The organism is Actimicrobium antarcticum, from assembly GCF_039536745.1.
Taxonomy (GTDB): domain Bacteria; phylum Pseudomonadota; class Gammaproteobacteria; order Burkholderiales; family Burkholderiaceae_D; genus Actimicrobium; species Actimicrobium antarcticum.
Window position 1 is genome coordinate 23,179 of the sequence record NZ_BAAAZE010000011.1, and the last position, 26,728, is coordinate 49,906.

General features: G+C 56.2%; 24 protein-coding genes. 10 read left to right on the forward strand and 14 right to left on the reverse strand.

The genetic code is table 11. The annotated features are described in order from the left end of the window. Positions 1-4 precede the first annotated feature (4 nt). Entirely contained in the window at positions 5-844 is an 840-nt protein-coding gene (locus ABD720_RS14170; RefSeq protein WP_344764012.1) for a hypothetical protein, read from the forward strand. Between the two features lie 550 nt (positions 845-1,394). Further along, a complete protein-coding gene (locus ABD720_RS14175) occupies positions 1,395-3,260 on the forward strand; it encodes a polysaccharide deacetylase family protein (RefSeq protein ID WP_344764014.1) in 1,866 nt (621 codons plus the stop codon). 43 nt (positions 3,261-3,303) lie between these two features. On the opposite strand, the gene radA is transcribed toward ABD720_RS14175, so the two are convergent. Further along, the gene (radA, locus tag ABD720_RS14180; RefSeq protein WP_344764015.1) at positions 3,304-4,686 is read right to left on the reverse strand and encodes a DNA repair protein RadA; all 1,383 of its coding nucleotides are present in this window, start codon (positions 4,684-4,686) and stop codon (positions 3,304-3,306) included. 53 nt (positions 4,687-4,739) lie between these two features. Continuing rightward, the gene (gene alr, locus ABD720_RS14185) at positions 4,740-5,816 is read right to left on the reverse strand and encodes an alanine racemase (RefSeq protein ID WP_344764017.1); all 1,077 of its coding nucleotides are present in this window, start codon (positions 5,814-5,816) and stop codon (positions 4,740-4,742) included. Between the two features lie 157 nt (positions 5,817-5,973). On the opposite strand from alr, the gene lplT reads away from it, so the two are divergent. Then, positions 5,974-7,236 (forward strand): lysophospholipid transporter LplT, encoded by a 1,263-nt coding sequence (lplT, locus tag ABD720_RS14190; RefSeq protein ID WP_344764019.1) that lies wholly within the window; start codon positions 5,974-5,976, stop codon positions 7,234-7,236. Positions 7,237-7,258: 22 nt separating this feature from the next. On the opposite strand, the gene ABD720_RS14195 is transcribed toward lplT, so the two are convergent. The 4 genes from ABD720_RS14195 to tsaB are packed head-to-tail and all read right to left on the reverse strand — an operon-like array spanning position 7,259 to position 10,403. After that, a complete protein-coding gene (locus ABD720_RS14195) occupies positions 7,259-8,248 on the reverse strand; it encodes a DUF1853 family protein (RefSeq protein ID WP_344764021.1) in 990 nt (329 codons plus the stop codon). Beyond that, positions 8,214-9,149, reverse strand: coding sequence for a uracil-DNA glycosylase (locus tag ABD720_RS14200; protein WP_344764023.1), 936 nt, complete (start codon positions 9,147-9,149; stop codon positions 8,214-8,216). The genes ABD720_RS14195 and ABD720_RS14200 overlap by 35 nt, the downstream gene beginning before the upstream one ends. A gap of 10 nt (positions 9,150-9,159) precedes the next feature. Then, positions 9,160-9,588 carry a ribosomal protein S18-alanine N-acetyltransferase gene (gene rimI / locus ABD720_RS14205; protein WP_425547982.1) on the reverse strand — a complete coding sequence of 143 codons (429 nt, stop codon included), beginning with the start codon at positions 9,586-9,588 and terminating at the stop codon, positions 9,160-9,162. A 59-nt stretch (positions 9,589-9,647) separates the two neighbouring features. Further along, positions 9,648-10,403, reverse strand: coding sequence for a tRNA (adenosine(37)-N6)-threonylcarbamoyltransferase complex dimerization subunit type 1 TsaB (gene tsaB / locus ABD720_RS14210; protein WP_344764027.1), 756 nt, complete (start codon positions 10,401-10,403; stop codon positions 9,648-9,650). Positions 10,404-10,527: 124 nt separating this feature from the next. Between tsaB and ABD720_RS14215 the strand changes: the two genes are divergently transcribed. Further along, complete coding sequence (locus ABD720_RS14215) at positions 10,528-10,947, forward strand: thioredoxin family protein (RefSeq protein ID WP_344764029.1); 420 nt, start codon at positions 10,528-10,530, stop codon at positions 10,945-10,947. Positions 10,948-10,970: 23 nt separating this feature from the next. Here the strand turns inward: ABD720_RS14215 and ABD720_RS14220 are convergent, their stop codons facing one another. Further along, a complete protein-coding gene (locus ABD720_RS14220; RefSeq protein ID WP_344764032.1) occupies positions 10,971-13,229 on the reverse strand; it encodes a xanthine dehydrogenase family protein molybdopterin-binding subunit in 2,259 nt (752 codons plus the stop codon). 116 nt (positions 13,230-13,345) lie between these two features. On the opposite strand from ABD720_RS14220, the gene ABD720_RS14225 reads away from it, so the two are divergent. Then, positions 13,346-13,852 (forward strand): DUF1993 domain-containing protein, encoded by a 507-nt coding sequence (locus ABD720_RS14225; RefSeq protein ID WP_344764036.1) that lies wholly within the window; start codon positions 13,346-13,348, stop codon positions 13,850-13,852. A gap of 20 nt (positions 13,853-13,872) precedes the next feature. Here the strand turns inward: ABD720_RS14225 and ABD720_RS14230 are convergent, their stop codons facing one another. Together ABD720_RS14230 and ABD720_RS14235 are read right to left on the reverse strand one after the other, a co-directional pair. Further along, entirely contained in the window at positions 13,873-14,850 is a 978-nt protein-coding gene (locus ABD720_RS14230) for a CapA family protein (RefSeq protein WP_344764039.1), read from the reverse strand. Next, the gene (locus tag ABD720_RS14235; RefSeq protein ID WP_344764041.1) at positions 14,847-15,290 is read right to left on the reverse strand and encodes a hypothetical protein; all 444 of its coding nucleotides are present in this window, start codon (positions 15,288-15,290) and stop codon (positions 14,847-14,849) included. The genes ABD720_RS14230 and ABD720_RS14235 overlap by 4 nt, the downstream gene beginning before the upstream one ends. 441 nt (positions 15,291-15,731) lie before the next feature. Here ABD720_RS14235 and ABD720_RS14240 point away from each other — a divergent pair, with 441 nt between their 5' ends. Together ABD720_RS14240 and ABD720_RS14245 are read left to right on the forward strand one after the other, a co-directional pair. Further along, positions 15,732-16,775 (forward strand): restriction endonuclease, encoded by a 1,044-nt coding sequence (locus ABD720_RS14240; protein ID WP_344764043.1) that lies wholly within the window; start codon positions 15,732-15,734, stop codon positions 16,773-16,775. Positions 16,776-16,805: 30 nt separating this feature from the next. Beyond that, positions 16,806-17,405 (forward strand): MarC family protein, encoded by a 600-nt coding sequence (locus ABD720_RS14245; RefSeq protein WP_344764045.1) that lies wholly within the window; start codon positions 16,806-16,808, stop codon positions 17,403-17,405. Here the strand turns inward: ABD720_RS14245 and nhaR are convergent. Next, complete coding sequence (gene nhaR / locus ABD720_RS14250; RefSeq protein WP_344764047.1) at positions 17,387-18,313, reverse strand: transcriptional activator NhaR; 927 nt, start codon at positions 18,311-18,313, stop codon at positions 17,387-17,389. The two genes, ABD720_RS14245 and nhaR, sit on opposite strands and share 19 nt — an antisense overlap. 124 nt (positions 18,314-18,437) lie before the next feature. On the opposite strand from nhaR, the gene ABD720_RS14255 reads away from it, so the two are divergent. The 3 genes from ABD720_RS14255 to ABD720_RS14265 all read left to right on the forward strand — a co-directional run bounded on the left by ABD720_RS14255 (position 18,438) and on the right by ABD720_RS14265 (position 21,006). Continuing rightward, on the forward strand, positions 18,438-19,130 hold the full coding sequence (locus ABD720_RS14255) for a Bax inhibitor-1/YccA family protein (protein ID WP_344764049.1): 693 nt from the start codon (positions 18,438-18,440) through the stop codon (positions 19,128-19,130). A gap of 41 nt (positions 19,131-19,171) precedes the next feature. Next, positions 19,172-19,936: a TerC family protein gene (locus ABD720_RS14260; protein ID WP_344764051.1), complete on the forward strand. Its 765-nt coding sequence runs from the start codon at positions 19,172-19,174 to the stop codon at positions 19,934-19,936. A 146-nt stretch (positions 19,937-20,082) separates the two neighbouring features. Next, positions 20,083-21,006 carry a LysR family transcriptional regulator gene (locus ABD720_RS14265; RefSeq protein WP_344764053.1) on the forward strand — a complete coding sequence of 308 codons (924 nt, stop codon included), beginning with the start codon at positions 20,083-20,085 and terminating at the stop codon, positions 21,004-21,006. 89 nt (positions 21,007-21,095) lie between these two features. Here the strand turns inward: ABD720_RS14265 and ABD720_RS14270 are convergent, their stop codons facing one another. The 4 genes from ABD720_RS14270 to ABD720_RS14285 form a co-directional block, all read right to left on the reverse strand. Further along, positions 21,096-21,824, reverse strand: coding sequence for an ABC transporter ATP-binding protein (locus tag ABD720_RS14270; RefSeq protein ID WP_344764055.1), 729 nt, complete (start codon positions 21,822-21,824; stop codon positions 21,096-21,098). 1 nt (position 21,825) lies between these two features. Continuing rightward, a complete protein-coding gene (locus tag ABD720_RS14275) occupies positions 21,826-23,796 on the reverse strand; it encodes a branched-chain amino acid ABC transporter ATP-binding protein/permease (protein ID WP_344764057.1) in 1,971 nt (656 codons plus the stop codon). A gap of 2 nt (positions 23,797-23,798) precedes the next feature. Further along, positions 23,799-24,689: a branched-chain amino acid ABC transporter permease gene (locus ABD720_RS14280; RefSeq protein WP_344764059.1), complete on the reverse strand. Its 891-nt coding sequence runs from the start codon at positions 24,687-24,689 to the stop codon at positions 23,799-23,801. 249 nt (positions 24,690-24,938) lie between these two features. After that, positions 24,939-26,096 (reverse strand): ABC transporter substrate-binding protein, encoded by a 1,158-nt coding sequence (locus ABD720_RS14285; RefSeq protein WP_344764061.1) that lies wholly within the window; start codon positions 26,094-26,096, stop codon positions 24,939-24,941. Between the last annotated feature and the right edge of the window lie 632 nt (positions 26,097-26,728).

Genomic DNA, 26,728 nt, shown 5'->3' on the forward strand with positions numbered 1-26,728 from the left:
CCCCATGCAATCTCAAAAAGAACAACCGTCGCAAATGATGAGATTGCGTGATGCTGCCTTCGATGCAGCCGCCGTCGCCATCAGGGACGCTCGTAAACGCCACGCCGGAGCGCATCAGCACCGCGCGCTGCACAGGGTCACCGCCACACCGTATCTGATTGCCCAGGCGATACTGTTGCCGCTGTTGTTTTGCGCTGTACTGCTGTTCGCAGAACCGTATCTGATGGGATTCTGGCGAGACTGTATTGTGTTCTGGCTCACACGCCTAGACGTTCCGCTGCATGTCCTGCATCAGACATCAACTATCGATGGTTTGCACTTTGAGTGGAGTAATTCAGCAGCGGGCACCTACATGCCCAGCTTTACAATGATGCTCGGGTCAGCTCTAGTGACCCTGCTGGTATTTTTCTTCACTGGCAGTATGAGTAACAAATCCCTCCCACTCAAATATTTGATACGCATTGTCTGTGTCGTTCAGGGTATTGCCCTGCTATTTTTCTGGTTTGCACCATCGCAATTTCCCTACACGATTCCCGATCACATGCGCAATATCATCAGCATCGGTTACATGCTGATGCTGGCCATTCCCGTGATGCTCGCAATCGGGTACTACCTGCTGCATCTTAGTCTGCCGATCAAGATCATTCATACGGTATTCATTTTGAGTTATTTCATGCTGATGATTCCGCACAAGGTCGTGCTGCATACGTTGATCTTGTACAAAATGTCTCTGCTATACATGCCGGTTCTCTATATATGCCTGGGCGCGGTCTTCGATGTCTTGTTGTTCGTTGCGCTGTACTCATGGGCAGTGAGCATGTTGCCATCGAACGGAACCGATTGATTTAGCGCCACGCTTGATACCAACTTATATCCAATCCAACAATGTATCTAACTGGCACCTTTACCTTTCTGATAGTGCACTCCTGACCCACGGTAAGGTCATAAAAAAACGCACTGTGACTTAGTCGATTGAGCATTCGCAAACCGGCGCTCCTTGCAGATGATTACATTGACTCTGGATTGACGAGGCCTGAATCGATCTCAGTCTTGCAACATATTGATCAACCTGGTGCCACTCTGAAATTCGGAAAAAATGTCGGATATTTCTTTCATTCCTGTTTAAGGATGATCCAACTGATGGTTACACACTGGATCAGCGGCGCGTCCAGCGCGCGACAGTGTGTGTAGGACCGAATGAGGCGACTACTTTTCTGATGGAATCCGCCGCACTGGAATTTCGTGATGATCATTTACTGACATTGCATCAATGTAAATACAAGCTGACCCTTCCGAGAACCGGTCATGCCTATGTCTTGTATAACACTGCAATCGCTGGCTGATCTGCATTTTCCAGACATACCCAATGTTAGATTGAAGCAAGGATGTGACGTTTGAGACTCACCAAAAAAGCCCAGGCGCTAATCGCTGTGGGATTAGTGGTCGGCTGCCTGTTTGGCTATGCAGTATTTTCATCCCTGGATCAAAAGCGCACTCTGGCACTGCTGGTAGCCGACGGAACCAGTGACGACGTGGCACGTATATGGACGCAGGCTGCATTGGAAGAAGGCGTGCAGCTGGAGGTGGTCAGCGCCAGTCAGTTTTTACGGGCTCGCCACTCCGAGCAGAACCGTTACGCTGGCATCGTTGTGCCCGACACAATCCACCAGCGTGCCTCAAACTACCTAACGGACACACTCAGGTCTTACGTCAAGAACGGCGGAAAATTGATGCTCGTATTCGACGCCTTGACCTACGATCTCAATGGCGCCTATTCTGAATCCAGTGCCCGCTTGTCTGATGTAATCGGTGTCGACTACGCCATGTACGAAAAATTTGGCAAGGAAGTCGTACGGACGCGTCCGGTGATCGGCACGGCAGACTCCGTCATGCAGATCGGTATCCCTCCAGGACGCACAGAGATACAACAGCCGGTTACCCTCGGGACGACGAAATTTGATCGCTGGATGACGACCTACCGCTACAAGGAATTGCAGTACCCGCTATTTCAGACAGGAACGGTGGCAGAAGGCACCAAGGTCATATTGCTGACACCCGAGTCACAAGTCGTGGCGGCAAAACATACCTATGGCAAAGGCAATGCCCTGTTTGTCAATTTACCACTGGGTCTACTTAAGAACAGCACCGACGGTTTGTTGCTGCATTCTTTTTTGCGGTATTTTTCGGACGAGTTCGTCGGCTTGCCTCGACTCTTGTCTGCACCAGATGGTATCGGCGGCTTGATCCTGAATATCCATGTCGATAACGGCTCCGCGATTAAAAGCCTGGACACCTTGCAAAAAATGGGCATTTTCGAGCAGGGCCCATACTCGATACACTTCACCGCCGGCCCGGACGTCAACCAGATCGGCGACGGCTTTGGCATGGATGCTGCACACAACAAAATTACGCAGAAGTGGATACGCTATTTGCAGGCACGTGGCCACGCAATAGGAAATCACGGAGGCTGGATTCATAACTATTTCGGCACGAACATCAATGAATCCAATCGTACCGACTATGAAAAATTTCTGGTCCTGAATAACGACACGATGCAGGCAGTGACAGGCAAAGCAATCACGGAATATTCGGCGCCGATCGGCAATCAGCCTGACTGGGTGACCAACTGGATAGGCAAGCATGGTATGGAAACGTACTACACGACATCCAATCTCGGCATGGGTCCCACCCGCAAGTTTCGTGATGGTGTGCTCGTAGACAAGCTCACTTGGTCTATCCCCATCACGCCGTTCGGTCGCATTGCCTCGTTTGAAGAAGCCATGTTCGCCAAGCAACCTGCCGGACCGATGTCCGAATGGCTTGTTGCGCTCACCAATTTCGTGGCGGACAACAAGACCATACGGCAGATTTATTGTCATCCGATTGGCGTACCCTATTACAGAGAGTCGATGAATTCGCTGTTATACACAGCAAGAATCCTCAATGAGCGTCACCAGTTCAAATGGCGCACCATGACCGAGGTAGCGCGTTTCATGACACGTCGGGAAGGCGTTCAATGGCAGCTGACAGAACAGACCGGCAGGCTCGAATTGGATGCGCGACATACATCGTCCCTGGCAGAGATGACATGGCGCATTCCGGCCCGCCTCTGTGGTGACTTACGCATCACCCACGGCACCGGGAGCCTGACGCGGGAGCGCAGTGGCTGGCAGGTCACGGCTGGTAATGTACGCAGGCTGACCATCTCCTGCACCCAACCAACAGAAGAAAAAAAGCAGTCGACCGTGGCGCAACATTGAGGGAAACAGTCACCGCGGAGAGCTAAATCGCCGTAGAGACTCTTTACAACGACGCATCCCGAATTTTTTCCAGTGCCTCATCGATCCGTTCCACGGCGATGATGGTCAGACCTTCGACCTTGCCTTTTGGCGCGTTGGCTTTTGGAATCATGGCAATCGAAAAACCCAGTTTGGCGGCCTCGCGCAAACGTTCTTGCCCACGCGGCGCAGGTCGTATTTCTCCAGCCAGGCCCACCTCGCCAAACACCACCAGCCCGCGCGGCAACGGCTTGTTGCGCAGCGAGGATTGAATCGCCAGCATCACGGCAAGGTCGGCGGCCGGTTCGGTGATTTTGACCCCGCCGACAGCGTTAATAAAAACGTCCTGATCGAACGCTGCCACACCTGCATGACGATGCAGCACGGCCAGCAGCATCGCCAGCCGATTCTGATCCAGGCCAACCGACAACCGGCGCGCGTTTGGTGCGTGTGACGTATCGACCAGCGCCTGGATTTCGACCAGTAGCGGTCGAGTCCCCTCCTGCGTCACCATCACGCAGGAACCCGGCACCTGATTGTCATGTTGCGACAAAAATAGTGCAGACGGATTCGAAACGCCCTTCAACCCCTTTTCGGTCATCGCAAAGACACCCAGTTCGTTGACCGCGCCAAAGCGATTCTTGACTGCACGCACCAACCGGAAACTCGAATGGGTATCCCCCTCGAAATACAGCACCGTATCGACAATATGTTCCAGCACGCGTGGGCCGGCCAGAGCGCCCTCCTTCGTCACATGCCCCACCATGATGATGGTCACGCCGGTCTGCTTGGCGGTACGCGTAAGTTGTGCCGCGCATTCACGCACTTGCGCCACTGAACCCGGTGCCGAACTCAATGCATCGGAGTACACCGTCTGGATCGAGTCGATCACTGCCACATCGGGTTTATGCTCGGCCAGTGTGTACAGGATTTTTTCAAGCTGGATTTCAGCCTGCAGCTGCAAGTCTTTGGCATCCACGGCGAGGCGCTTGGCACGCAGCGCGATCTGGGCGCCGGACTCTTCGCCACTGACGTACAGCACTTTTTTGCTGCGCGACAGATTGGCCAGTGCCTGCAACAGCAAGGTGGATTTTCCGATGCCGGGATCACCACCAATCAGAACCACGCCGCCAGGTACCAGACCGCCGCCCAGCACGCGATCGAATTCTTCGATGCCAGTGCCAAAACGTGGTACCTCCACCGCTTCGATATCTGCCAGCGACAGCACTGGCGCAGTCTGGGCCAGGCTGACATGCGGCTGTTGCTGTGACAGGCGATTGACACCGGCAATATCGACCAGCGTCTCGATCAGGGTATTCCATTGGCCGCAGGACGGACATTGCCCGGTCCATTTGTTACTGATGCCACCGCATTCGCTGCAGGTGAAATTCGTTTTTGCTTTTGCCATTGGGTCCGTAAAAAAGTGAAAATCCAGCGCAATCAAACGTCTTTCAACGAAACTTAGCGCTCAGTCATGCGCACGCGCGGCGCAATCGCACACATCAATTCATAGCCGATGGTTCCGGCCGCTTGCGCCACTTCATCGATCGGCAATGCATCACCCCACAAGGTCACGCAACTTCCATGATGTGCCGTCGCAATCGGCGTCAAGTCCACCGTCAGCATGTCCATCGACACATTGCCTATCAATCTGGTCCGTACGCCATCGACCAGCACCGGCGTGCCCGTGGGTGCGTGGCGCGGATAGCCATCGGCGTAACCGCAGGCAACCACGCCTATCGTCATCGGTGCATCTGCGACGAAACGACTGCCGTAACCCACCGCTTCACCGGGGAGGATGTGCTGGATGCCGATCAACTCGCTTTGCAGCGTCATTGCCGAGCGCAATCCCAATCGGGCGGCGGGCTTCGCACTTGGGGTCGCGCCGTACAGCATGATGCCGGGCCGAACCTGGTTGGATACCAGGTCATGGTGCTGCAACAGCGCGGCAGAATTGGCCAGGCTCACGGGTGCATCGATTCCCAAACTGCCGATATGGAAACGGCGCAGTTGTTCTGCCATTGGCAATGCAGGCGGATCACTCTGATCCGCATTGGCGAAATGCGTCATCAGGGAAATCGATCCCACGGAACGATGTGAGCGCAGCCGCTGGTAAGCGGCTGCAAAATCCACCGGCATGAAACCAAGCCGGTTCATGCCGCTGTTCATTTTAAGATGCACATTGATCGGCGCCTCAAACCGGGTTTGCTCCAGCCATCCGATCTGCTGCGAACTATGGATGGCGACCTCGACACCATGCAACGCCGCCAGTTTGAAATCGATCGCATCGAAACAGCCTTCCAACAGTAGGATTGGCTTGGTCCAGCCGAGCTCGCGCAAACGCACCGCGGCGTCCGGTTCGACCAGGGCCAATCCATCCGCAGCAGCAAATCCGCGCATACCGCGCTCCAGACCATGACCGTACGCATTGGCTTTGACCACTGCCCACAAATGGGCTGCCGGAGCTTGCTGGCGGGCGACGTGGAGGTTGTGCTGCAAGGCAGCAATGTCAATGATTGCAACAAGAGGTCTTGGCATAAATTCACAAAAAAAGAGAGGTCCAACACGGGTTTGATAGTCCCCTTGCATTTTACCGGAGCGGACGTGCCGAACACTGTCGCAAATTCAGAGATCGCGGATATTTTCATGGTATAAAGCAAGCCGGTCTCACCTCGACAGCCCCTATAGAATGCGAATGAATCGCGGTTTTTACACAATCATGGCAGCCCAGTTTTTTTCTTCGCTAGCCGACAACGCGTTACTGATTGCCGCGATCGCACTTCTGACCGAAATGCATTCACCGCAGTGGATGACACCGTTACTCAAGTTATTTTTTGCGCTGTCCTACATTTTGCTGGCCGCCTTTGTCGGCGCGTTCGCCGATGCGTTGCCCAAGGGTCGGGTGATGTTCATCACCAATCTGGTCAAGATCGTTGGTTGCAGCCTAATGTTTTTCAAAGTGCATCCGCTGTTGTCGTATGCGGTGGTGGGCCTGGGTGCTGCCGCCTATTCACCGGCCAAGTACGGCATCCTGACCGAGTTGCTGCCGGCCGAAAAACTGGTGGCAGCCAATGGCTGGATCGAAGGACTGACGATCGCCTCGATCATTCTTGGCACCGTATTGGGTGGCTCGCTGGTGAATCCGAGCATCGCCGCTGCCTTGCTGCAATTCGACATGCCCATGGTCGATACCGGCGTCGACACACCGATCGAAGCGGCCCTGTCGGTCATTTCACTGTCGTACTTTCTTGGCGCGCTGTTCAACCTGAAAATCCCTGACACCGGTGCGCGCTATGCGCATCAGGAGCGCAACCCATTGCGGCTGGTGACGGACTTTGCGCGATGCTACACGACGCTCTGGAAAGACAAGCTGGGCCAGATTTCCCTGGGCGTGACCACCTTGTTCTGGGGTGCTGGTGCGACCCTGCAATTCATCGTCCTCAAGTGGGCCGAGAAATCACTGCACATCCCGCTCGACAAAGCGGCCATTCTGCAAGGCGTGGTCGCCATCGGCGTTGCCATCGGCGCCATCGCTGCCGCCCGCTTCGTGCCACTCAAAAAATCGCTGTCAGTGATGCCGCTCGGAGTCGCGATGGGCCTCGTGGTGGTCTCGATGACGATGGTCCATACGGTGTGGATCGCCTATCCGTTGCTGATTCTGATCGGCGCTTTGTCGGGCTATTTTGTGGTGCCGATGAATGCGCTGTTACAGCATCGCGGGCATGTGTTGATGAGTGCGGGTCACTCGATTGCGGTACAAAATTTCAACGAAAACCTGTCGGTCCTGGGCATGCTGGTGCTGTACGCCTTGATGATCAAACTGAACGTGAATGTCAACATCGTCATCGTCATGTTTGGGCTGTTCGTTTCCAGCATGATGCTGGTCGTGATGCGCAAACACAAACGCAATCAGCAAGAATTTGATTCGCTGTCACTGATCGGCGAACACAAGCACTGAGTGGCGTTGTTCGCTAGTGACTTTAGCTGGATATAAACGAGCGCTGCGCACGTTGTCCGGTGCGCTCGCGCCAGTCATCCGGGACAATAAAACCGCGCGCAGTTTCCTGCATCGACCCGGCACGTGATTCCTCCTGCACGGCACTGCTTGCCGGCTGCAGCAGCGATACCAGTACCGGCATCGGATTCTCCACAAAATGCTGTTGCAGCCCTTGCAGCATGGCCTCTTTATCCAGAGTCTGATCGGCGTCCACTTGCAGCGGCGCCAGCCAGGACAAACGCGGCAACAGCACGAACCCGCTCGCATCCAGTTGCACCGCGTCCGCCATCGAACACCAGAATCCCCGGCAGTGATCCGCAGTCAATCCGAGCGCGGGTCCGGGTTGATCCTCACCGTGATAGAACAGCCAACCCTTGACCAGCGCCTGGGCACGATCGATCGGCCCCGCCAAGTGCACCTGCGCAGCCGGATGCTGGCCGAGTGACAGCTGGCGATCCAGTATCTTGCGCATCTTGGTCAGCAGCGTATCGGCCCGGTTCGGCCCGACAAAATAATCACCATCCGCGCTGCCCTCCAGCAAATACAGTTTGGTGGCAAATTCCCAATGCACCAGCGCATCGCCATCGCGCAGCAGGTAATCGAATTCGCCGATGGTCTCGTTTCCGGCACGCACCTGAACGCCATGGGCGAGCAAATTTTCCTGACAGCCAAAATAGAACGCCAGCAATTTTTCGGCATAGCGACCGAGCCGCTCGTAGGGCCGCAATGCGAGGAATGCATGCAGCGGCTCAGGCGACTGATCGAGCTGGCACAACCACGTCTGCAGGTCCGACGACGGGACCAGTGTCGCGATCTTGTTCTGCCATTGCGGCGCGGCCGGATCAAGCAGATCGGGCGCATCGAGGAGCCATGCCAGAGCCCGCACGTGCGGGTCGCGCAGCATCGACCAGCGCGCATGGAAGCGCTGCTGAAAACGGTCAGACGGCAAGATCGCCAAAGTTGGCGTAGGCATCGGCGGCCATGCACAGATCACGCCATGATTTGGCTTTGTCGACTGGCTTGCGCAATAAATAGGCCGGATGGTAGGTCGCCACCACAGGCACATTGCCGTAGTGATGGAGCTGTTCGCGCAGGGCGGCAACCGATGTCTTCGGGTCACCACCCAGCAAGGTCAGCGCTGCCACCTTGCCGAGCGCAACGATGGTGACGGGTTTCAATAAAGCGATCTGGCGTTCCAGATACGGCTTGCAGGCCGCACTTTCTTCCGCAGTTGGCGCGCGGTCCTTGCCATCGCTATCAATCGGCCGGCACTTCACCACGTTGGCGATGAAGGTGTTTTCTCCACGCTTGAGCGCCATCGCCAGCAGCATGTTGTCGAGCAACTTGCCGGCGGGGCCGACAAACGGTTCGCCCTGTTTGTCCTCGTTGCGACCCGGACCTTCACCCACGAACAGCCAGCGCGCTTTTTCATCACCGACACCAAAGACGGCGTTGGTACGCGTCTGGCACAGGTGGCAGCGGGTACAACTGGCAACCGCTGTTTTCAGTTCCGGCCATGTCATGTCGGCGATACCGTCGTCGGCAATGTGCGTGACTACAGCCGTGGCAATTATTGGCAAAGAAGCGGACACAGAAGTTGGCACAGAAGCGGGCACAGGATCAGCAAGGAACGCTGGCGTGGGAACATCATCCCAGGCCGATGCGGCCTTGACCTGCGCGCTGGCAGGCAGATCTCGCGCGACCGGTGCGGCAGCGACCAAAACGATCTCCTCCACAATCGCAGCTGCAACGTGTTCAACCGCAGGCGGCGCCTCGGCCGTAACGGCGCCATCGCGACGCACCCACACCGGCCCGATACCGAGCTCTTGCAGGAATATGGCGCGTCGCTCGCTGTTCGCAGCGGGAGCATTCATGGTAATGACCTCATAGAACAAACCGCATCACGATGGCATCCTCGCGTCGGCCGTCGGCCGCCGGATAATAATTCTTGCGCTGACCGATATGCACAAAACCGTAACGCAGATACACCGCCATTGCCCGCTGATTCGATGGCCGTACTTCCAGCAACACCGATGTCATCTGCTGCTCGCGTGCCAGCAGCGTCACCTGATCCAGCAGGAAGCGCCCGACGCCGCGCCCATGCGCATCACTACGTACCGAAATATTGAGCAAATGCGCTTCGTCCACCGACAGCATCACCAGAAAATAACCCAGTAACACACCACTGCTTTCACGCAGCACGCCACCCTGATAACCGCTCTTGATCGAGTCAATGAAATTGCCACGGGACCAGGGATGCGGATAGACCACATTTTCGATTGCCACGATATCGGTGACATCGGTGTCGGTCATGCGTTCGATGGATAGGGCAGCGGTGTCGATACGCCCCAGGGAGGTCTGTACTGCCGCAGTCACGCTGCGACCTGCTGACGTTTTTGCAATCGTTCGGCGGTGGTCAGTGCCACGTTGTTGCGCAGGTAAATCGGCTGAGCATCGGCTGCTGCAACCGCGCCGCCAGCAGCCAGAATTACCCGCGCGAGTGTGGCGACTTGCGCTGCGTGGGGCATCAGGTCAGCGCGGGCATTGGCCATGAAATCTTGCCCGGCAAACTGCGCCGCATAGGCTGCCAAGCCATTGCCGCACGCGCTCACCAGACCCTCCGGCACAACCCCGGCAGGTGCCGACAACCTTGGTGCAATCACTGTCTGGCGCGTCGGCAGGAACTGGTATTGGGCCCAATACACTTCGCCCATCCGCGCATCCAGCACCGCCAGAACGGACGCAGCACCCGTCGCTTCGTGGCAGGCCAGCGCCAGCGCCTCCAGCGTACTGACCGCGACCGCAGGCCGGTCGGCGCCGTACGCCAATCCCTGCGCGGCGCCGCAAGCGGTACGCACACCCGTAAATGATCCCGGTCCGGCGCCAAAGGCAATCGCGGCACAATCCGCCAATGTCAGGCCGGCATCCTGCAGCAGTTGCTGGATCATGGGCAGCAAGGTCTGGGAATGGGTTTGCGTCCCGGCAGATTGCAGACTGTGTAATTGATCGTCGTGCAACAGCGCGACGGAGGCGATTTCCGACGAGGTGTCGATGGCGAGCAGTGTGGACGAGGGTGTCGCTGAAGGTGTCGCTGAAAGCGTCGATGGCAGTGCAGATGGAATAGGCATGGCCACATTTTACCGCGTGGGTCGCGGTTGGCGACAGCAATCGGTCACAGGATGCTGCCGTCAAAAATCCCGTGCGTCTCCGACATGCATTACGATGACGCCTTCACCCGATCCGAAGTGCTCCATGTCCATTCTCAACCTGAACGCCGACAACCAATCCGAACTGAAAGGCTGGCTGGCAACCGACGACTTGCTGGTCGCCTGCCTGTGTGCAGCGTGGTGCGATGTGTGCCGCGACTATCGGGCACAATTCGAGGCGCTGGCAGAGCGTCATCGCGACAAGCATTTTCTGTGGATCGATATCGAAGACCAGGCCGACCTGCTGGGCGATTTCGATGTGGAGAATTTCCCGACACTGCTGATACAGCGCGGCGCGCAAGTGGCGTTTTTTGGCAGCGTCCAGCCCGGCTTGCAACTCGCGGATCGGCTGGTACAGGCGCAGTCGGCCCGCTCGATCGCGGAGCTGGCGGTCATGACCAATCCCGAACATCGCCAGCTCCAGCACTTCCACCTGGCACGCCGCCTTGAAGAGGGCGCGGACTGATCAGCAGCCGCGCTGCGACGGCCTCAGATCAAGCGTAACGGCAGACTGCGCAAGCGGCGTCCCGTCAGGGTGAACACGGCATTGGCCACCGCTGGCGCAATCGGCGGCACGCCGGGTTCGCCGATGCCTTCCGGTGCCTCGGCGCTCTTGATGATAATGGTGTCCACCAGCGGTGCCTCATGCATCCGCAAGACCGGATAGTTGCTGAAATTATCCTGTTCCACCTTGCCTCCCTGCAGCGTGATTTCACCGTACAGCGCCGCGCTCAGGCCGAACACCACCGCCGATTCCATCTGCTGCGCAATGATGTTCGGATTGACGGCGATACCGCAGTCGACCGCGCACACTACCCGGTGTACGTGTATCGAACCGGCCTTGACCGAGACCTCCGCCACTTCGGCAACGATGCTGCCGAACGACTGATGCAGCGCGACACCGTGGGCACGACCGGCACCGGGACTGCCGGCTTTGTCAACGGCGGCATTGAGTACGGCGAGATGACGCGGATGGTTTTTCAGTAGCTCGCGCCGGAACGTGATCGGGTCCTTGCCGGCTGCCAGCGCCAGTTCATCGATAAAACTTTCCGTAAAAAACGCGTTGTGCGAATGACCGACCGAGCGCCAGTAGCCCAGCGGCACCGGTGTCGGCGCAATCACATGCGCAATATGCTGGTTCGCGAATTCGTAGGGCATATCGAACTCGCCCTCGGCGGTGGTCTTGTCGGGCCCGCCGCCGGGCAGGCCGAAGGTGCGCTGCAGGACCTGATGCGTGATCGAGCCGGAGGCGGACTTGTTGTCATAGCCAATCACGGTGCCAGCGGCATCCAGTGCGGCCGTGAAACGCGCCAGTGCCGCCGGTCGATACACGTCGTGGGTGATGTCTTCTTCACGACTCCAGATCACTTGTACCGGCGCGCCATTGGCTGCCATGGCAATCGCCACCGCCTGCGTGACCATGTCGACTTCCAGACGCCGACCGAAACCGCCACCGAGATACGTGACATGCAAACTGACTTTGTCTTTGCTGACTTTGGCGACGCTGGCGGCAGCACCAACCGCAACACTGGGCACCTGCGTCGATGCCCACAACGTGACTTTGCCATCGCGGACCTGAGCGGTGCAGTTGATGGGCTCCAGCGCGGCATGTGCCAGGAACGGTGCGCGATATTCGGCCTTGATGGTCTTGGCAGCCTGCTGCGCCAGCGCCGGGTCGCCACTGCTGAAATACGTAAAACCAGCTTCGCTATCGAGCTTTGCGTTCAAGTCCTTGAAGACATCGGCGGTGCTCAGTGTGGCATTCGGTCCGGCATGCCAGGTCAGCGGCAATGCCGCGATTGCCCGGTTGGCCTGCCAGTAGGTCTTCGCGATGACTGCCACGCCAGCCACGCCACCGGCCTGTTTTGAAAAATCGACCACCTGCAATACGCCGGGCATCGCCCGGATGGCATTCTCGACAAACTGGTCGACGCTGCCACCAATGACCGGCGACATCCGCACCGCCGCATACACCAGACCGGCCGGCCGTACATCCATGCCGAATACGGCGCTGCCGTCGACCTTGGTCGCCGAATCGCGTCGTGGCTGCGGCGTGCCGATCAGCTTGAACTCGGGAGGTTGCTTGAGCCGGATCGCGGCCGGCTTGCTGTTGACGGCCGCTGCGGCCAGTTCCCCATACGTCGCGTGCTTGCCATTGGCATGGCTGACCACGCCGGCATCGGTCATGCATTCGGACGCAGGCACATTCCACTGCTGCGCGGCGGCACCGATCAGCATCGCCCGTGCAGTGGCGCCCGCTTCACGCATCGGCCCCCAGGCATCCTTGATGCTCGACGAGCCACCGGTGACCATCAGCCCGAGTTCACGTGCCACCCTGGCGGTGGCCCATTGCGCAGACCGTTTGACGACGCCGTGGTCATCCGGATGGAACGGCAGGCCGTCCACCAGCATGGCAATATTCCCGAAAATCTTGTCGATCGGCGCCTGCACGATACGCACCATCGACAGGGGCACATCGAGTTCTTCGGCCACCAGCATCGGTAGCGCTGTATGCACGCCCTGCCCCATTTCGCTGCGCGGCATTGCCACTGTCACGGTACCGTCACGGGCAATCTTGACCCAGCCATTGAGGGCGATTTCTCCTTCGATGGTGGGCATCGGGTCGCTGCCGATCAGGCGCTGGCGCGGCGGCAGCAAGCCCCATCCCACCGTCAGCGCACCGGTCACGCCGAGCGCGCCGAGGAGGAAGTGACGGCGGGATTTTTTCGGGGGCTGGTTACTCGGCATGGCATCTCCTGGAACAATGAATTTTCTGTGCTGCATCCTACCGCACCTGCCTGCGGTCTGCGGAACGCACCTTGGCGCATTGCGCTATGATCCGAACACTTTTCCAGGAGCCTCCAATGACTATTTCCATGTACGCCGCGTCGGTGCCCGTCTTCAAACAAATGCTCGGCAGCCTGAGCGCGCTTCTCGACAAGGCCGAGAACCACACCACCGAGAAAAAAATCGATCCGAACGCGCTGCTGCAAGCGCGACTGTTTCCGGACATGTTTGCCCTGACCCGGCAAATTCTGATTGCTGCGGATTTCGCCAAAGGCAGCTGTGCGCGGCTGGCTGGCGTCGACGTGCCGAAATATGACGATACCGAGCAAACCTTCGCGGACCTGAAGGCCCGCATCGCAAAGACCGTGGCCTTCATCGATACGCTGACACCAGAACAGATCAATGGCAGCGAAGAGCGCGACATCTCCACTAGCGCCGGGCCGAACAGCAAGAACTTCAAGGGCCAGCCGTATTTGCTGCATTACGCGTTGCCGCAGTTCTTCTTTCACGCCACCACCGCGTACGCAATCCTGCGCCATAACGGTGTTGAGATCGGCAAGCGCGATTTCATCGGCAAGTTCTGATACTGCAGTAGACCTTCGCGTTACTTCAGAGTACAGGCCGTCGCTTCGGCCTGCCCTCGTTCCCAGCACATGCCGCCCAACTGCGGCGCCGGACGCGGTGTACCTTCCCGGTCCATCTTCGCCGATACGGTGCGCCAGCCACGCACCCCCTGTCGATCGAGCTCCATGCGCAGCAACCAGCCCGTCTTGTTGGCCGGGTCGCTGAAACCATCGAACACGAAATTCCCCAAACTGTAAATAATCGGCTTGCCCTGATACTGCTCGACATTCTGAATCACATGCGGATGCCCGCCCACGATGGCATCGGCACCGGCATCGATCATCAACCGGGCCAACGCACGCTGGCGCTGGCTGGCGGCGGGTTCATGCTCCCAGCCCCAGTGCATCACCGGAATCACCAGGTCAGCGTGATACTCGCTGCGTGCCAGACCGATATCGCGACGGACATGCTCGTCTTCGCTCCAGGCGATACCGGGTTTATCGGTGTCGGCCTCGAAACTGCGCGGGAAAAATTCGTTATAGCCGAGCAGCGCAATCCGCAAGCCATTGCGTTCGATGATCAGCGGTGTGTGTGCCCGCGCCAGATCACGACCGCCACCAAAATACCCAATGCCCTGGCGCTCCAGCAGATCCAGCATTTCCGCAAACGCCACCGGTCCGAAATCGCCTGAATGGTTGTTGGCCAGTGCCACCGCATCGAAGTGACGCTTGAGCACCGGTAGCGTGCGTGGATGGGCGCGAAAGGTGTAGGGCTTGTCGGGCTGCGCCTTGCCTTTGGTGGCGACGACGCATTCCAGATTGCCGATGCGGATATCGGCGGACTGCAGAATTGTTGCGAACGGTGCGAACGGGTCGCGACCACTTTTGATGACCTTGCCCGGCGTGTCATCGAGCATGATGTCGCCGACGAAGGCTATCGACACCACGGGCGCAGCGGCCGATACCGACGCGGACAAGACCAGTCCGGCCAGCAGCGCCAACAGAACAGACGGCTTCATGGCGTCACCTCCAGCAGCATGCATTGGTATTGCAGTTCCCGTTCCAGGTCGGGCGCGTAGATAAAATTACGTCCGGTCAGGGTCGCCGGCGATACCGACACGGCCGGCGTCATATACGTGGCCATGTGCAGCAGCGCGGGTTGGCGCATGGCCTGATCGTAGGTGTACAACTTGATGTAATCGACCTGGCGGGCGTCACCTATCATCACGGCCTTGAAGCGGAACCGGCCATTGATGTCGATGGCCTTGACGCGATACGGGTCGTCGGTTGGCGTCACGTCGAGCATGCGGGTGATACCACCCTGATCGATCTGGCAGCGCAGTACGGGGGCTGCCAACAGTGTGGCCGGGAGCATTACGCCAGCCATGCAGACGGCCAGCAAGACACGCCGGGCCGGGCGCGGGGAATCGGGGCGGTACTGGTCTGTGTGAAAGTTCAAGGTGTCCTCATGGTCCGGAAGTCGTGCGGGCTGCATCCATCATGCCGGTGTCAATCCAGGTGGCAAAGTATCGGGCAATCTCGCGCTGACAACAATCGATGTCGCCAACAGTTGAACGTTTAACCAGGAGACCATCCGGGAAAGCATCTTTGCAGCCCTGCGAGCGCGATCGCTGCTGCCGGTTCCGTCAACCGATGCTGTTATGGGATATTCAACACGGGATTGAGGGAAATGGATGCCGACGTCAGAATAGCGTAACTGCCTCGGCGTGCTGTCAGGCTTTCGTCAAGCCAGGCGTGTGCTGACGAACAAATCAACAATGACGGCGACACTGGCCAAAAATCTCGAATGCGTTGCCAATTGGAAATCTGCCACGCTGATTTCACTCAAAACGTCTCCAGCTATTGGATAATGATTAACCATTCCTCAACAAGGCCCTCCATGTTTCAGCGTCGAAGCGGTAACACGCTGTTTTTTATCGTCACTGTCCTGATGATCCTGCTAGGAATGGGAAATGGCCTGCTCGGCATCATTCTGGACAAAGTCTTTCCTGCCCTTGAGCCAGACGATATTGCGGAAATCGCACCCGCGTTACTGGTGTTGTGGCTGGTTACCCTGATGATCTGGGCCGCGCTACTGGTCGCACGCCTGCGCCGCAAATGGCCGCGGCGCCGCTCCGCCAGACTGCGCAAGCGCGTATCGCCCCGGCAACCGATGGAATCCACCATGCAAGGCCAGTGGAAACAAACCGGCATGAATCGGGCGTGGACCGAGGGCAACAATGACACACGGGAACGTATCGACAGAACCATGAGCAAGTCAGTCGACAAACAGAATGCCGTGACCGCTTCCACGCCTGCCCTTTCAAGACCGCTGGACTTCGACGGACTCAATGCGATCAGTCCCGACATTGCGCTGGCACGCCCCTCGGTCTGGAGTCTGGGTTTGCTGCAGGAGCTGGAATGGCATCGATTCGATCAAGTGTGCGCGAATTTTCTGGAAACGCTCGGTCTGGAAGCCAAGGCATTGGCGCAGGGCCCGGATAGTCAGGTCAGTCTGCAGATAGGGCAACCGGGCGTCGGACAAATGCATGCCATTGCGAAAACCCAGGCAGGCGCGGCAACCGTCGAGGTTGAACGCATACGCATGTTGGTCAGGACGCAAACCGGCTACCAACTGGACAAGGCCTTTTTTCTGAGCGCCAGCAGTTTTAGCCCCCAGGCACTCGCCGCCGGCCGGGACGCCCACTTGGTCCTCATCGATGGAATGGCCATGCTCGCGCAGATTCAGGCAATGCCACCGGCGCCGCGCGAGGCACTGCTGTCGCTGGCCACCCGTGGCGACTATCGCACACCGACCTGCCCCGCTTGCGCCAGCAAAATGGTCATGTGCAGCGGTGACTTCAAGTCATTCTGGCGGTGCTCCGAGTATCCGACCTGCAGAAGCCGCCTGACGCTGGCGGGCGACAGTACCTTGCCCCAATGATTTTTTAATGACTTTTCGATGTAGCTGACCATGACCAATACTTTTTTTCAGGCGTTCATTCTTTTGCTGTTGGTCACTGACCCGTTTGGCAATGTCCCGCTGTTTGTCAGTGCATTGCGCATGGTGCCGCGCGAGCGACGCTGGCGCGTGGTGGTACGCGAATGCCTGATTGCATTTCTGCTGCTATTGCTCTTCATGTTTTTTGGCCGACATTTCCTGGCCGCCTTGCAGCTTTCAGAAATCGCACTGCGCATTGGCGGTGGCGTGATCCTGTTCCTGATTGCATTGCGGATGGTTTTCCCGCAGCCAGGCGGGCTGTTGGGTGACACCGAATCCGATCACGAGCCATTTATTGTTCCGCTGGCCATTCCAGCCCTGGCAGGACCTTCTGCGCTGGCGACGGTCCTGCTGTTTTCTTCGGATAACACCTCGGAGATCTTGCTGCATGTGGCGGCGCTATCGGCCGTCGCCGTGGTCTGGCTAGTGGTGTTGCTGGGCGCAGAACGACTGCAGCAACTGCTTGGCCAGCGCGCCATGCTGGCCTTCGAACGGTTGATGGGCTTGATTCTTACAGCGATGGCCGTCGAAATGCTGCTGGCCGGGATACGCGCCTACGTACGTTCCTTGTGATCGCTGGTGAGGTCCTTGCCGTGAATCGCGGACAGGATCGCTTCGACGGCCGGGTGCTTGATCTTGCGCTCGTTTGAAATCGCATAGAACTGCTCTTTGACGCCGTGCAATGGCCCCACCGGAACAGCGCCGAATTGCGCGGCAACGTCTTCGGCCAGTGCCGACGGCGCGGCAAACAAGCCAAGTCCGTTGCGCCCGAATGTATTGAGCAGCGCATTGTCGTCAAACTCGCCGACCACATCGGCACGCACATCGTGTGCTTCGAGCCAGTGGTCAATGCGACCACGGATCGCGTTGTTCCGGGTCGGGAGCAGTAACGGCGCGCCCTGCAGGCTGCCCGGAAAACCCGACTGGTATTTTACTGCCAGCGCGGGCATGCCAAACAGCATCAATTCACTTTCACCGAGCAGGTGGCTGAACACCCGCAAGACAGTGCCGGAATGCACCGGGCGGTCTGTCAATACCACATCCAGCTTGTGCACCTTGAGTTCGCCGAGCAAGGCTTCGAACCGGTCTTCGTAGCACACCAGCTTGACCCGCTCCGGCAGGGCAAGCGCTGCCGCCAGCAAGCGCGAAGCGATCAATTTGGGGAGCGAATCCGAAATCCCGACCGTCAACCGCATGGTGCGACCGACATCCAGGTCCGCCAGCGCTTCTTCCATTTGCTCGCCCAGCGCAAAGATCTGTTCGGCATACCGCATCGCAATGCGCCCGGCTTCCGTCAGTACCAGACGTCGGCCTTGTGGCGCGAACAGGGATTTTCCGATCGACTTTTCCAGCAAACCCAATTGGGTACTGATGGTCTGGATAGCCACGCCGAGCCGCTCTGCTGCACGCGTGATGCTGTCTTCCTTGGCCACTACCCAGAAATAATAGAGATGACGAAAATTCAGGCCGGTATTTTTCATTGTTCTGCTTTAACGAAGTAAGGATTCCATTATCTTCTCTTTTTACGTTGCTGTTATAGGCTACGCTCAAGACGTCGGTAAATTATTTACTGGCGAGCGAATTTAAAATTGGAAGGGAAATAAAATGAACGATCGCAACTCTTTATTTGGCAACTCGTCCGCGAATTCCACATCGGTCAGTACGGTGATCGATAGTAATGCGCGTCGTGTGCTCCGCAACACCTATTTGCTGCTGGCCGCCTGTCTGACGTTCAGCGCTGTCACGGCCGGCACCACGGCAGCACTCGGCATACCGGGCCCCGGCATCCTGATTACACTGGCGGGCTATTTTGGACTGCTGTTTGCGGTCAATAAATTCCGCGACCAGGGACTTGGCGTGGTCTTGTTGTTTGCACTGACTGGCTTCATGGGATACACGCTGGGACCGATCATCAGCCGCTATCTAAGCATGCCGAATGGCGCCGAAACGGTGATGCTCGCCTTCGGTGGAACCGCATCCATCTTTGTCGCCCTGTCGGCCTATGCGCTGGTGACCAAGCGTGACCTGACGATGATGGGCGGATTCCTGACCATCGGTATTCTGGTGGCGTTTCTGGCGTCCCTTGCTGGCGTATTCCTGCAGATTCCGGCATTGTCACTCACGGTCTCGGCGGCGTTCGTGTTTCTGATGTCAGGGATGATCCTGTACGAAACCAATAACATCGTCCGCGGTGGCGAAACCAACTATGTCATGGCGACACTCAGCCTGTTCGTGTCGATTTTTAACCTCTTTACCAGCTTGCTGCAGATTCTCGGTTTTGTGAACCGTGACGACTAATGCCGGCCGTTTCGGATCATTGATTTAATAAGGAATTTTTAATGCTTGAACTGCTTTCTGACCCGCAAGTGTGGGCTGCCTTTGCCACACTCACTGCGTTGGAACTGGTGCTGGGTATCGACAACATCATTTTCATCGCCATCCTGGTCGACAAGCTGCCACTGGCCCAGCGAGAGTTCGCGCGACGGCTAGGATTATTCCTCGCCATGTTCATGCGTATTGGCTTGCTGATGATCCTCTCGTGGGTAATCGGACTGACCGCGCCGGTCTTTACCGCATTCGGGCAGGCGATTTCCGGCAGGGATCTGATCCTGCTGGGAGGCGGCTTGTTCCTGCTCTGGAAAAGCGTTGGAGAAATCCATCAGGCGCTGGAAGGAGCGGAAGGCGAAGCCTCTTCCGCAGTGAAAGCAACACTACAGGCGGTCATCTTGCAAATCATCGTTGTCGATATTGTCTTTTCGCTCGATTCGATCATCACTGCGGTCGGCATGGTTGACGAGATTGCGGTGATGGTGGCTGCGGTCATTGCATCGGTCGGTTTGATGATGTTTTTTGCTGGTCCGATCGGACGCTTTGTGTCAGCGCATCCGACCATCAAGATGCTGGCGCTGGCGTTCCTGGTGGTCATCGCTGTCGTGCTGATCGCCGAAGGATTCGGACATCATGTACCGCGCGGTTATGTCTACAGCGCAATGGCATTTTCGTTACTGGTCGAGACGCTCAATATCCGGATGCGGCGTAATGCAGCAAAGCCTGTCCGTTTGCATGCCGAATATGTTTCGGAACAACGCAACGAGAAATCCTGATGGCCTGATTGAAGCAGTCTGAAGCGGTACGTCGATTAGTCGGCGTGCCGCTTTTTTTTGTGCAGGTGAACAGATACGTCCGATAAACCAATTAACATTCGGCTCACGTGTTTCCGCCAACGATTACATTCACCTAGCCCAGCACCATGGATCAATTCAAGCAAATTTCTACCTTCGTTGACATTATTGCTAGGGGTAGCCTGTCTGCGGCAGCTCGGGCGGAAGGGATTGCACCGGCGATGATCGGAAGACGCCTTGATGCACTGGAGGAACGCCTCGGCATCAAGCTACTGCAACGCACTACACGAAAGATCGCATTAACACCCGAAGGCGCCAGTTTTCTGGAAGACTGCCAGCGCATCCTGGTTGAACTCGAACAAGCCGAGCTGGCAGTGGCAGCTGGCAGTGCACGTGCAAGCGGACATCTGATGATTTCTGCACCAGCAGGATTCGGAAGGCAGCATGTCGCACCATTGCTTCCGTCCTTTCTGACAGAACATCGCGAGGTGCGTCTGACCCTAAGCCTCAATGACAGAATGGTGGATCTGCTGGGAGAAGGAATCGATGTGGCAATCCGCATTGCCGCGCTGACCGATTCGAATATGGTGGGTGTCAAACTAGCCGAAAACAAGCGTGTCGTCGTCGCCGCACCAGCCTATCTGCAGCGACACGGAACACCACAAGCGCTGGATCAACTGAACAGTCATAACTGCCTGGCATTGAGCAGCGATGGAAGCCAGCGCGGCTGGACTTTCCGGCAAAACGGCAAAAACGTCATGCTCAAGGTAGCGGGTAACATGGTCTGCAATGACGGTGAAGTCTTGCACGACTGGGCACTGAGCGGAAAGGGACTGGCATGGCGTTCAATGTGGGAAGTTGGCAGTGAAATCGAGGCTGGAAAACTCGTCACTGTGCTCGATGAATTCGCCGCTCCAGGTAATGATATTTATGCGGTCTTTGCGCAGCGTCGCCACTTGCCGTTACGCATCAGGGCGTTCATCGACTTCTTGCGACACGCGTATCTGAAGCCTGATTACTGGCGTAAAAATGCGGTTAACCCTGCCGAATAAACGAAAAAAAGCCCGCATCACCGTATTGTTTCCAACACGTATGACGCGGGCCTCGACAGAACCGTGCGGGATTACCCCGCATTCTGATTTTAGTGCTGTTGACCGCCGCCCAGATACGCTGCCTGAACGGCAGGATCGTTTTTCAGCTTGTCTGCAGGACCATGCACTGAAATGCGTCCGTTTTCCATGACGTAACCATAGTCGGCCACGTTCAGTGCCGCTGCTGCGAACTGCTCCACAAGCAGCATCGTGACGCCTTCCTGTTTCAGGCGCAGGATGATCCGAAACACTTCCTCGACCAGAATAGGCGCAAGCCCCATCGACGGCTCATCCAGCAGGATCACTTCCGGGTTCAGCATCACGGCACGTGCCATGGCCAGCATCTGCTGCTCGCCACCAGAAAGCGTACCGGCCAACTGGTGCTGGCGCTCTTTCAGGCGCGGGAACAGCTCCAGCGCTTTTTCAAGATCATGCTTGACGTCACCACGAGGGCGGGACCCGGTGTAGCGAGGGAACGCACCCAGCAACAAATTATCGGTCACACTCATGGTCGAAAAAACCCGGCGCCCTTCCGGCGAATGCGCCAGACCGGCGCGGGCGATGCTGTGCGATTCAAGACCAGTGACATCCTTGCCAGCCAGAGTTACCGTACCCGCCTTCGGTTTGATCATGCCGGAGATGGCGCGCATCGTCGTCGTTTTACCGGCACCGTTTGAGCCGATCAGCGTGACCACTTTGCCTTTCGGTACATCAAGTGAAATCCCGTGCAGGACTTCCACTTTGCCGTAGGCTGCATGTAGGTTAGAGATAGTTAGCATGTCAGTTTCCCGCAAGAGTTGGCGTAGGCGCGGCAGCAGATTCTTCAGCGACGCTACCACCCAAATAAGCTTCAATCACTTTCGGATCTGCCTGTACTGCAGCGGGCTTTCCTTCAGCAATCTTTTGACCGAAGTCGAGCACCGTCACGGTATCTGAAATCGACATCACGACGTCCATGTGATGTTCGATCAAGATAATCGTGATGCCGTACTGTTTGATCTTGCGAATGATCGCGACCAGTTCCTTGATATCAGGCGCAGTCAGGCCTGCAGCTGGTTCATCAAGTAGCAACAACTGCGGATTCAGCCCAAGCGCTCGACCGATTTCAAGGACACGCTGTTTGCCATAAGGCAAATTGCGCGCTTCTTCATCGGCCAGCGCTGACAATCCGGCAAACTGCAAAATGCCGGCTGCCCGTTCACGCGCCCTGCCTTCTTCACGTTGATAGCGCGAAGTGTTCAGCATGACGTCGAGTATGTTACTGGTGAACGTGTTGTGCAATCCCACCAGTACGTTCTCGATTGCGGTCATTTCACCGAATAACTGCACATTCTGGAACGTCCGTGCCACGCCACCCAATGCAATCGAGGATGGCGTCTGGCCGGAAATCACCTTGCCATTGAATTCGACTGTACCAGCTGTCGGCTTGTAGATACCAGTCAGCACGTTCATCATGGTGCTCTTGCCAGAACCATTCGGTCCGATCAAGCCGTGTACGGTGCCTTTGGCGATAGTCAGGTCCACCTGGTTCAGCGCTTTCAGTCCACCAAACTGCATCAGCACGCTTTTCGCGGCAAGCAGTGTCGAACCGATACCTGCCGTACTAGGTGCCACTGCCCACGCTTTAGATTCATCGCCCTTCATGCCTGCATTGGAACCGTCGCGGACCGAACCCTTGACGAACAAGCCACGCAAGAAACCGATAATGCCGTCTTGCAGGTAGTACACAACGAACAAGGTCATCAAGCCGAACACGGTCAAGCGCCAATCGGTAATGTTTTCAAGGCGGTACGAGAAAATCGCCATTCCGACGGTCGCAATCACAGGAACCGCAACGTCACGAATCGTATTGCGTCCCTTGGCAAGCATGAATCCAGCACCCAGCACGCCCACCACAGCCGCTACGGTAGCAATCTTGCGGAAGAGTTCGATGTCGGCCAGCAAGCTAGGCAGCATCACAACGATCAACGCACCCAAGATCGGGCCCGTACGGGTTTTGCGACCGCCCATGATGACCGCCAGCAGGAACAGAATAGTCAACTCGAAGTTATAAGTATTCGGTGAAATATACTCTTCCGAATAGGCGTACAAACTACCGGCAAGACCAGCCAGCGCAGCGCTGATCACGAATGCATACACCTTGTAGCGATACACGGAGACGCCCATGCAATCGGAAGCAATCGGGCTGTCACGCAGTGCCTGGAAGGCACGCCCAAGGTGCGACTTCATGATCCGGTGCACCACAATCAATGACACCACCATCAACACGGCAACCAGGTAGAAAAATTCGACTTCGGTGACTTTGTGGCCAAAGAAAATTGGTTTGGCAACTTTCAAACCGAGTGGTCCTTCTGTCAGGAATGTCATTTCGTTGATCAGGATCTGGATGATGGTACCGAAAGCCAGCGTGACCATCGCAAGATAAGGCCCTGTGACGCGTAGTGCCGGTAACGCAAGTATCGCGCCGAACAACGCGGTCACGGCAATACTGGCAGGTGCAGCAACCAGAATAGGCAGACCGAATTTCAGATACAGCACGCCTGTGGTGTAGGAACCAATGCCGAACAGGCCCGCATGGCCGAGCGATACTTGCCCGGTATAGCCGACAACGATATCAAGGCCAAAAAGCAAAATGGCGTAGATCAGAATGGTTTCTGCAAGGTGAATGTAATACGGGTTGTGGAACACCAGCGGAAAGGCCGCCAGTGCAGCGATACCGATAACGGAAGCGACGAGTGTTTTCTTATCCATGGTCATACTTTCTTGATCGCTGCTTTACCGAACAGTCCTGCTGGCTTGATTGCTAGTACGAGCAACAACAACACCAAACCCGGAACTTCTTTGTAGCCAGTCGAAATATAGAAACCGGTCGTGGTCTCGGCAATACCGAGAATCAAACCACCGACGATTACTCCCATGCCGGAGGTCAGGCCACCAATAATGGCAACTGCGAATGCCTTCAAACCGAGCGCCGTACCCATCGTCGAACCGGTCAAGGTCAACGGTGCAATCAGCACGCCTGCCAGCGCGGCCGTGGCTGAGGATAGCGCGTAAGAAAAGGTAATTACGCGCGCTGTATTAATCCCCATCAGGCCGGCTGCATCACGGTCATTGGAGGTAGCGACAACTGCTTTGCCATAGATCGATTTGCGATTGAATACCTCGACGGCCAGCATCATCGCCAGCGCACCAAGCACGACGACGACCTGCATAGGTTGCACATTGGCGCCCATTACCTGGAATGGGGTCGCAGTCAATGGCGTTGGGAAAGTAAGGTCGTCCTTACCCCAGATATTTTCGGCGACGTTTTTAAAAATAATGGCGAGAGCGATGGTTGACATGATCCAGCCAAATTCCGACTTGATCTTGATCGCCGGGCGCACACCGATCCACTCGACAAACACACCTTGCATCGCGCCGAAAACGATCACTACCGGGATCATCAGCCAGTAGTTGAGATAGGGACCACCATGAACGTTGCCAACCAGGCTCAGGCCGACCAGCGCACCGAGCATCAGCGCCTCACCCTGTCCGAAATTCAGTGTTCCCGAAGTGGCGAACGTCAATTGATAACCGAAAGCGATCACCGCGTAGATCATGCCTAGCGCGACACCGCTCAATACAAGTTGAAGCAGGATTTCCATAATTTCCACCTGTGAAATGGCTACGTTTGCAGCGGATTTCAATTATTACGAAAGCCTATCCCGATTGAGATAAAGGACTCCGGATCCCATATTCACACAGTTGTGAGTACGACACTACTCAACACATCGAACAGGATGAAGTCGTTCAAATAAATCGGGATAGGCTCTCGATGCTGGCCCCGCTTACGCGGTGCCAGCAATTGCGAACAACGCGATCACACCGTTTTCACGACATGACGTCGGCTGGTCTTATTTGGCCAGCATTACACGGCCACCTTTGACTTCGCCAAAAACAGGGATACCCATTTTGATGGCTTCATGATCGTCTTTGGTGTACGGCTTGCTGTAGGAAGTCACCACGCCATCGACTTTTTCATTCAGATTTTCCAGCGCTTCACGCACTTTCGGACCATCTGTAGTTCCAGCTTGCTTGATTGCGGCAGCCAGAATGTAGATCGAGTCATACCCTTGCGCAGCGGACACTGGCGACGGAATACGGCCACCTGGCGGGCTGTAAGTTTTGACGTAGCCATCGATGAAAGCTTTGCGCTTTGGCGTTGTCGCATCTTGAATGAATGTTTGCGGCATCAAGGTACCGTCACCGTTCTTGCCAGCGTTATCGATAAAGTTCGCCATTGACAATGTCCAACTACCGATGAGCGGCACCTTCCAGCCAAGTTTTTCCATACCGTTGGCGATCTGTGCCAGCTCAGGTCCGATACCGTAGGTCAAAACAGCCTGGGCACCAGCTTGCTTGGCCTTCAACAGTTGGGCCGTCATATCGACGTCCTTGATGTTGTACTTTTCAATCGCGACAGCTTTCAGGCCTTTCTTGTCTAGCGCTTTCTCCAGGTCTTCGCGTCCGAGTTGGCCGTAGTTGGTCGAGTCAGCAAGAATGGCAAGCTTGGTAAATTTGTGTTTGGTGACCGCTTCTTCAACAATCATCGCAGATTGGATCGCGTCATTGGCTGAAGTGCGGAAGATGTAATTTTCAGGTTGGTCAGCGAACTGCTTTGTGATGATTGTACCGGTGGCTACGTTGTTCATCACTGGGATTTTGGCTTCCTGGTAGAAGCGCTGGGATGCCAATGCGACACCGGTGTTAATAAAACCGACGGTAGCGACCACTTTTTCTTTGTTGATCAGCTCTTGGGCAACCTGAACACCGCGCTCGTTTTTGGCTTCTTCGTCACGCTCGATCAGTTGGATCTGACGTCCCAGCAATCCGCCCTTGGCGTTAATTTCAGTAACGGCAAGCTTGACGCCGTCACGCATGGAAACGCCCATCGGTGCAGAACCGCCGGTGAAGGGACCAGATACACCGATCTTGATCGGCTCAGCCGCGATACCTGCAACTGACCAGGTCAGGATCGCAGAAGCTACCAGTGCTTTGATTTTGTATGTCATGTCATCCTCTATGTTTATTAAATGCGAAACGATTTAGGCAAGCTTTTTGTACGTAGTGTGTCCGCTGTCGGATTGTATGAGCCACTTCCTGCACGGGCAACATAAACCTCGTGTTGCGACGCACCATACAATACTTAAGTAAAACTACTCAGTACCGTTGATTCAACGGGCTTAAATTGGTAAACAAGCACAATCCTCGGCGAAAAGTCTAGCCTTCATGCCGCTTTCGCAAGGTTCCTCTACGTATGCTTTGAAAAACAATCGGGCTGATCAACAACATCGACACGAACATTTTTCACAATGAGATGAATTTCTTTCAAGTAAATTCTCGCAATAGATCTTTGAGAAAACGCTTAGTGTCGATTCAGGGATGGATTGTGAGCTTTGTTTAAGACCAAGAACTGAAGGTGTACGGAACATCAAAAGTGTTTTACGCCACATGTACAACTTAAGTGTTTCGCCACGTTAATTTTTTGATTTTGGATGGTTTGTGGTGCGCCGACTAACCCGAGCACAGAAATCAGCAATCACAAATCCCTTTCATCGACCTGGTTGATTGCCATGTAGTCAAGAAGAAAAATGGTCATCTCTCACTCAAGTTGTCTATCCACCCATACTGCAACATGGATTTC

Coding starts and splice junctions, on each gene's coding strand:
- ABD720_RS14220 (WP_344764032.1), bottom strand. CDS start 13,229: ATGCCGAGTAACCAGCCCCCGAAAAAATCCCGCCGTCACTTCCTCCTC.
- radA (WP_344764015.1), bottom strand. CDS start 4,686: ATGGCAAAAGCAAAAACGAATTTCACCTGCAGCGAATGCGGTGGCATC.
- ABD720_RS14200 (WP_344764023.1), bottom strand. CDS start 9,149: ATGAATGCTCCCGCTGCGAACAGCGAGCGACGCGCCATATTCCTGCAA.
- ABD720_RS14260 (WP_344764051.1), top strand. CDS start 19,172: ATGCTTGAACTGCTTTCTGACCCGCAAGTGTGGGCTGCCTTTGCCACA.
- rimI (WP_425547982.1), bottom strand. CDS start 9,588: ATGACCGACACCGATGTCACCGATATCGTGGCAATCGAAAATGTGGTC.
- ABD720_RS14230 (WP_344764039.1), bottom strand. CDS start 14,850: ATGAAGCCGTCTGTTCTGTTGGCGCTGCTGGCCGGACTGGTCTTGTCC.
- ABD720_RS14265 (WP_344764053.1), top strand. CDS start 20,083: ATGGATCAATTCAAGCAAATTTCTACCTTCGTTGACATTATTGCTAGG.
- ABD720_RS14195 (WP_344764021.1), bottom strand. CDS start 8,248: ATGCCTACGCCAACTTTGGCGATCTTGCCGTCTGACCGTTTTCAGCAG.
- ABD720_RS14285 (WP_344764061.1), bottom strand. CDS start 26,096: ATGACATACAAAATCAAAGCACTGGTAGCTTCTGCGATCCTGACCTGG.
- tsaB (WP_344764027.1), bottom strand. CDS start 10,403: ATGCCTATTCCATCTGCACTGCCATCGACGCTTTCAGCGACACCTTCA.
- ABD720_RS14270 (WP_344764055.1), bottom strand. CDS start 21,824: ATGCTAACTATCTCTAACCTACATGCAGCCTACGGCAAAGTGGAAGTC.
- lplT (WP_344764019.1), top strand. CDS start 5,974: ATGAATCGCGGTTTTTACACAATCATGGCAGCCCAGTTTTTTTCTTCG.
- nhaR (WP_344764047.1), bottom strand. CDS start 18,313: ATGAAAAATACCGGCCTGAATTTTCGTCATCTCTATTATTTCTGGGTA.
- alr (WP_344764017.1), bottom strand. CDS start 5,816: ATGCCAAGACCTCTTGTTGCAATCATTGACATTGCTGCCTTGCAGCAC.
- ABD720_RS14275 (WP_344764057.1), bottom strand. CDS start 23,796: ATGGATAAGAAAACACTCGTCGCTTCCGTTATCGGTATCGCTGCACTG.
- ABD720_RS14245 (WP_344764045.1), top strand. CDS start 16,806: ATGACCAATACTTTTTTTCAGGCGTTCATTCTTTTGCTGTTGGTCACT.
- ABD720_RS14255 (WP_344764049.1), top strand. CDS start 18,438: ATGAACGATCGCAACTCTTTATTTGGCAACTCGTCCGCGAATTCCACA.
- ABD720_RS14280 (WP_344764059.1), bottom strand. CDS start 24,689: ATGGAAATCCTGCTTCAACTTGTATTGAGCGGTGTCGCGCTAGGCATG.
- ABD720_RS14170 (WP_344764012.1), top strand. CDS start 5: ATGCAATCTCAAAAAGAACAACCGTCGCAAATGATGAGATTGCGTGAT.
- ABD720_RS14240 (WP_344764043.1), top strand. CDS start 15,732: ATGTTTCAGCGTCGAAGCGGTAACACGCTGTTTTTTATCGTCACTGTC.
- ABD720_RS14225 (WP_344764036.1), top strand. CDS start 13,346: ATGACTATTTCCATGTACGCCGCGTCGGTGCCCGTCTTCAAACAAATG.
- ABD720_RS14215 (WP_344764029.1), top strand. CDS start 10,528: ATGTCCATTCTCAACCTGAACGCCGACAACCAATCCGAACTGAAAGGC.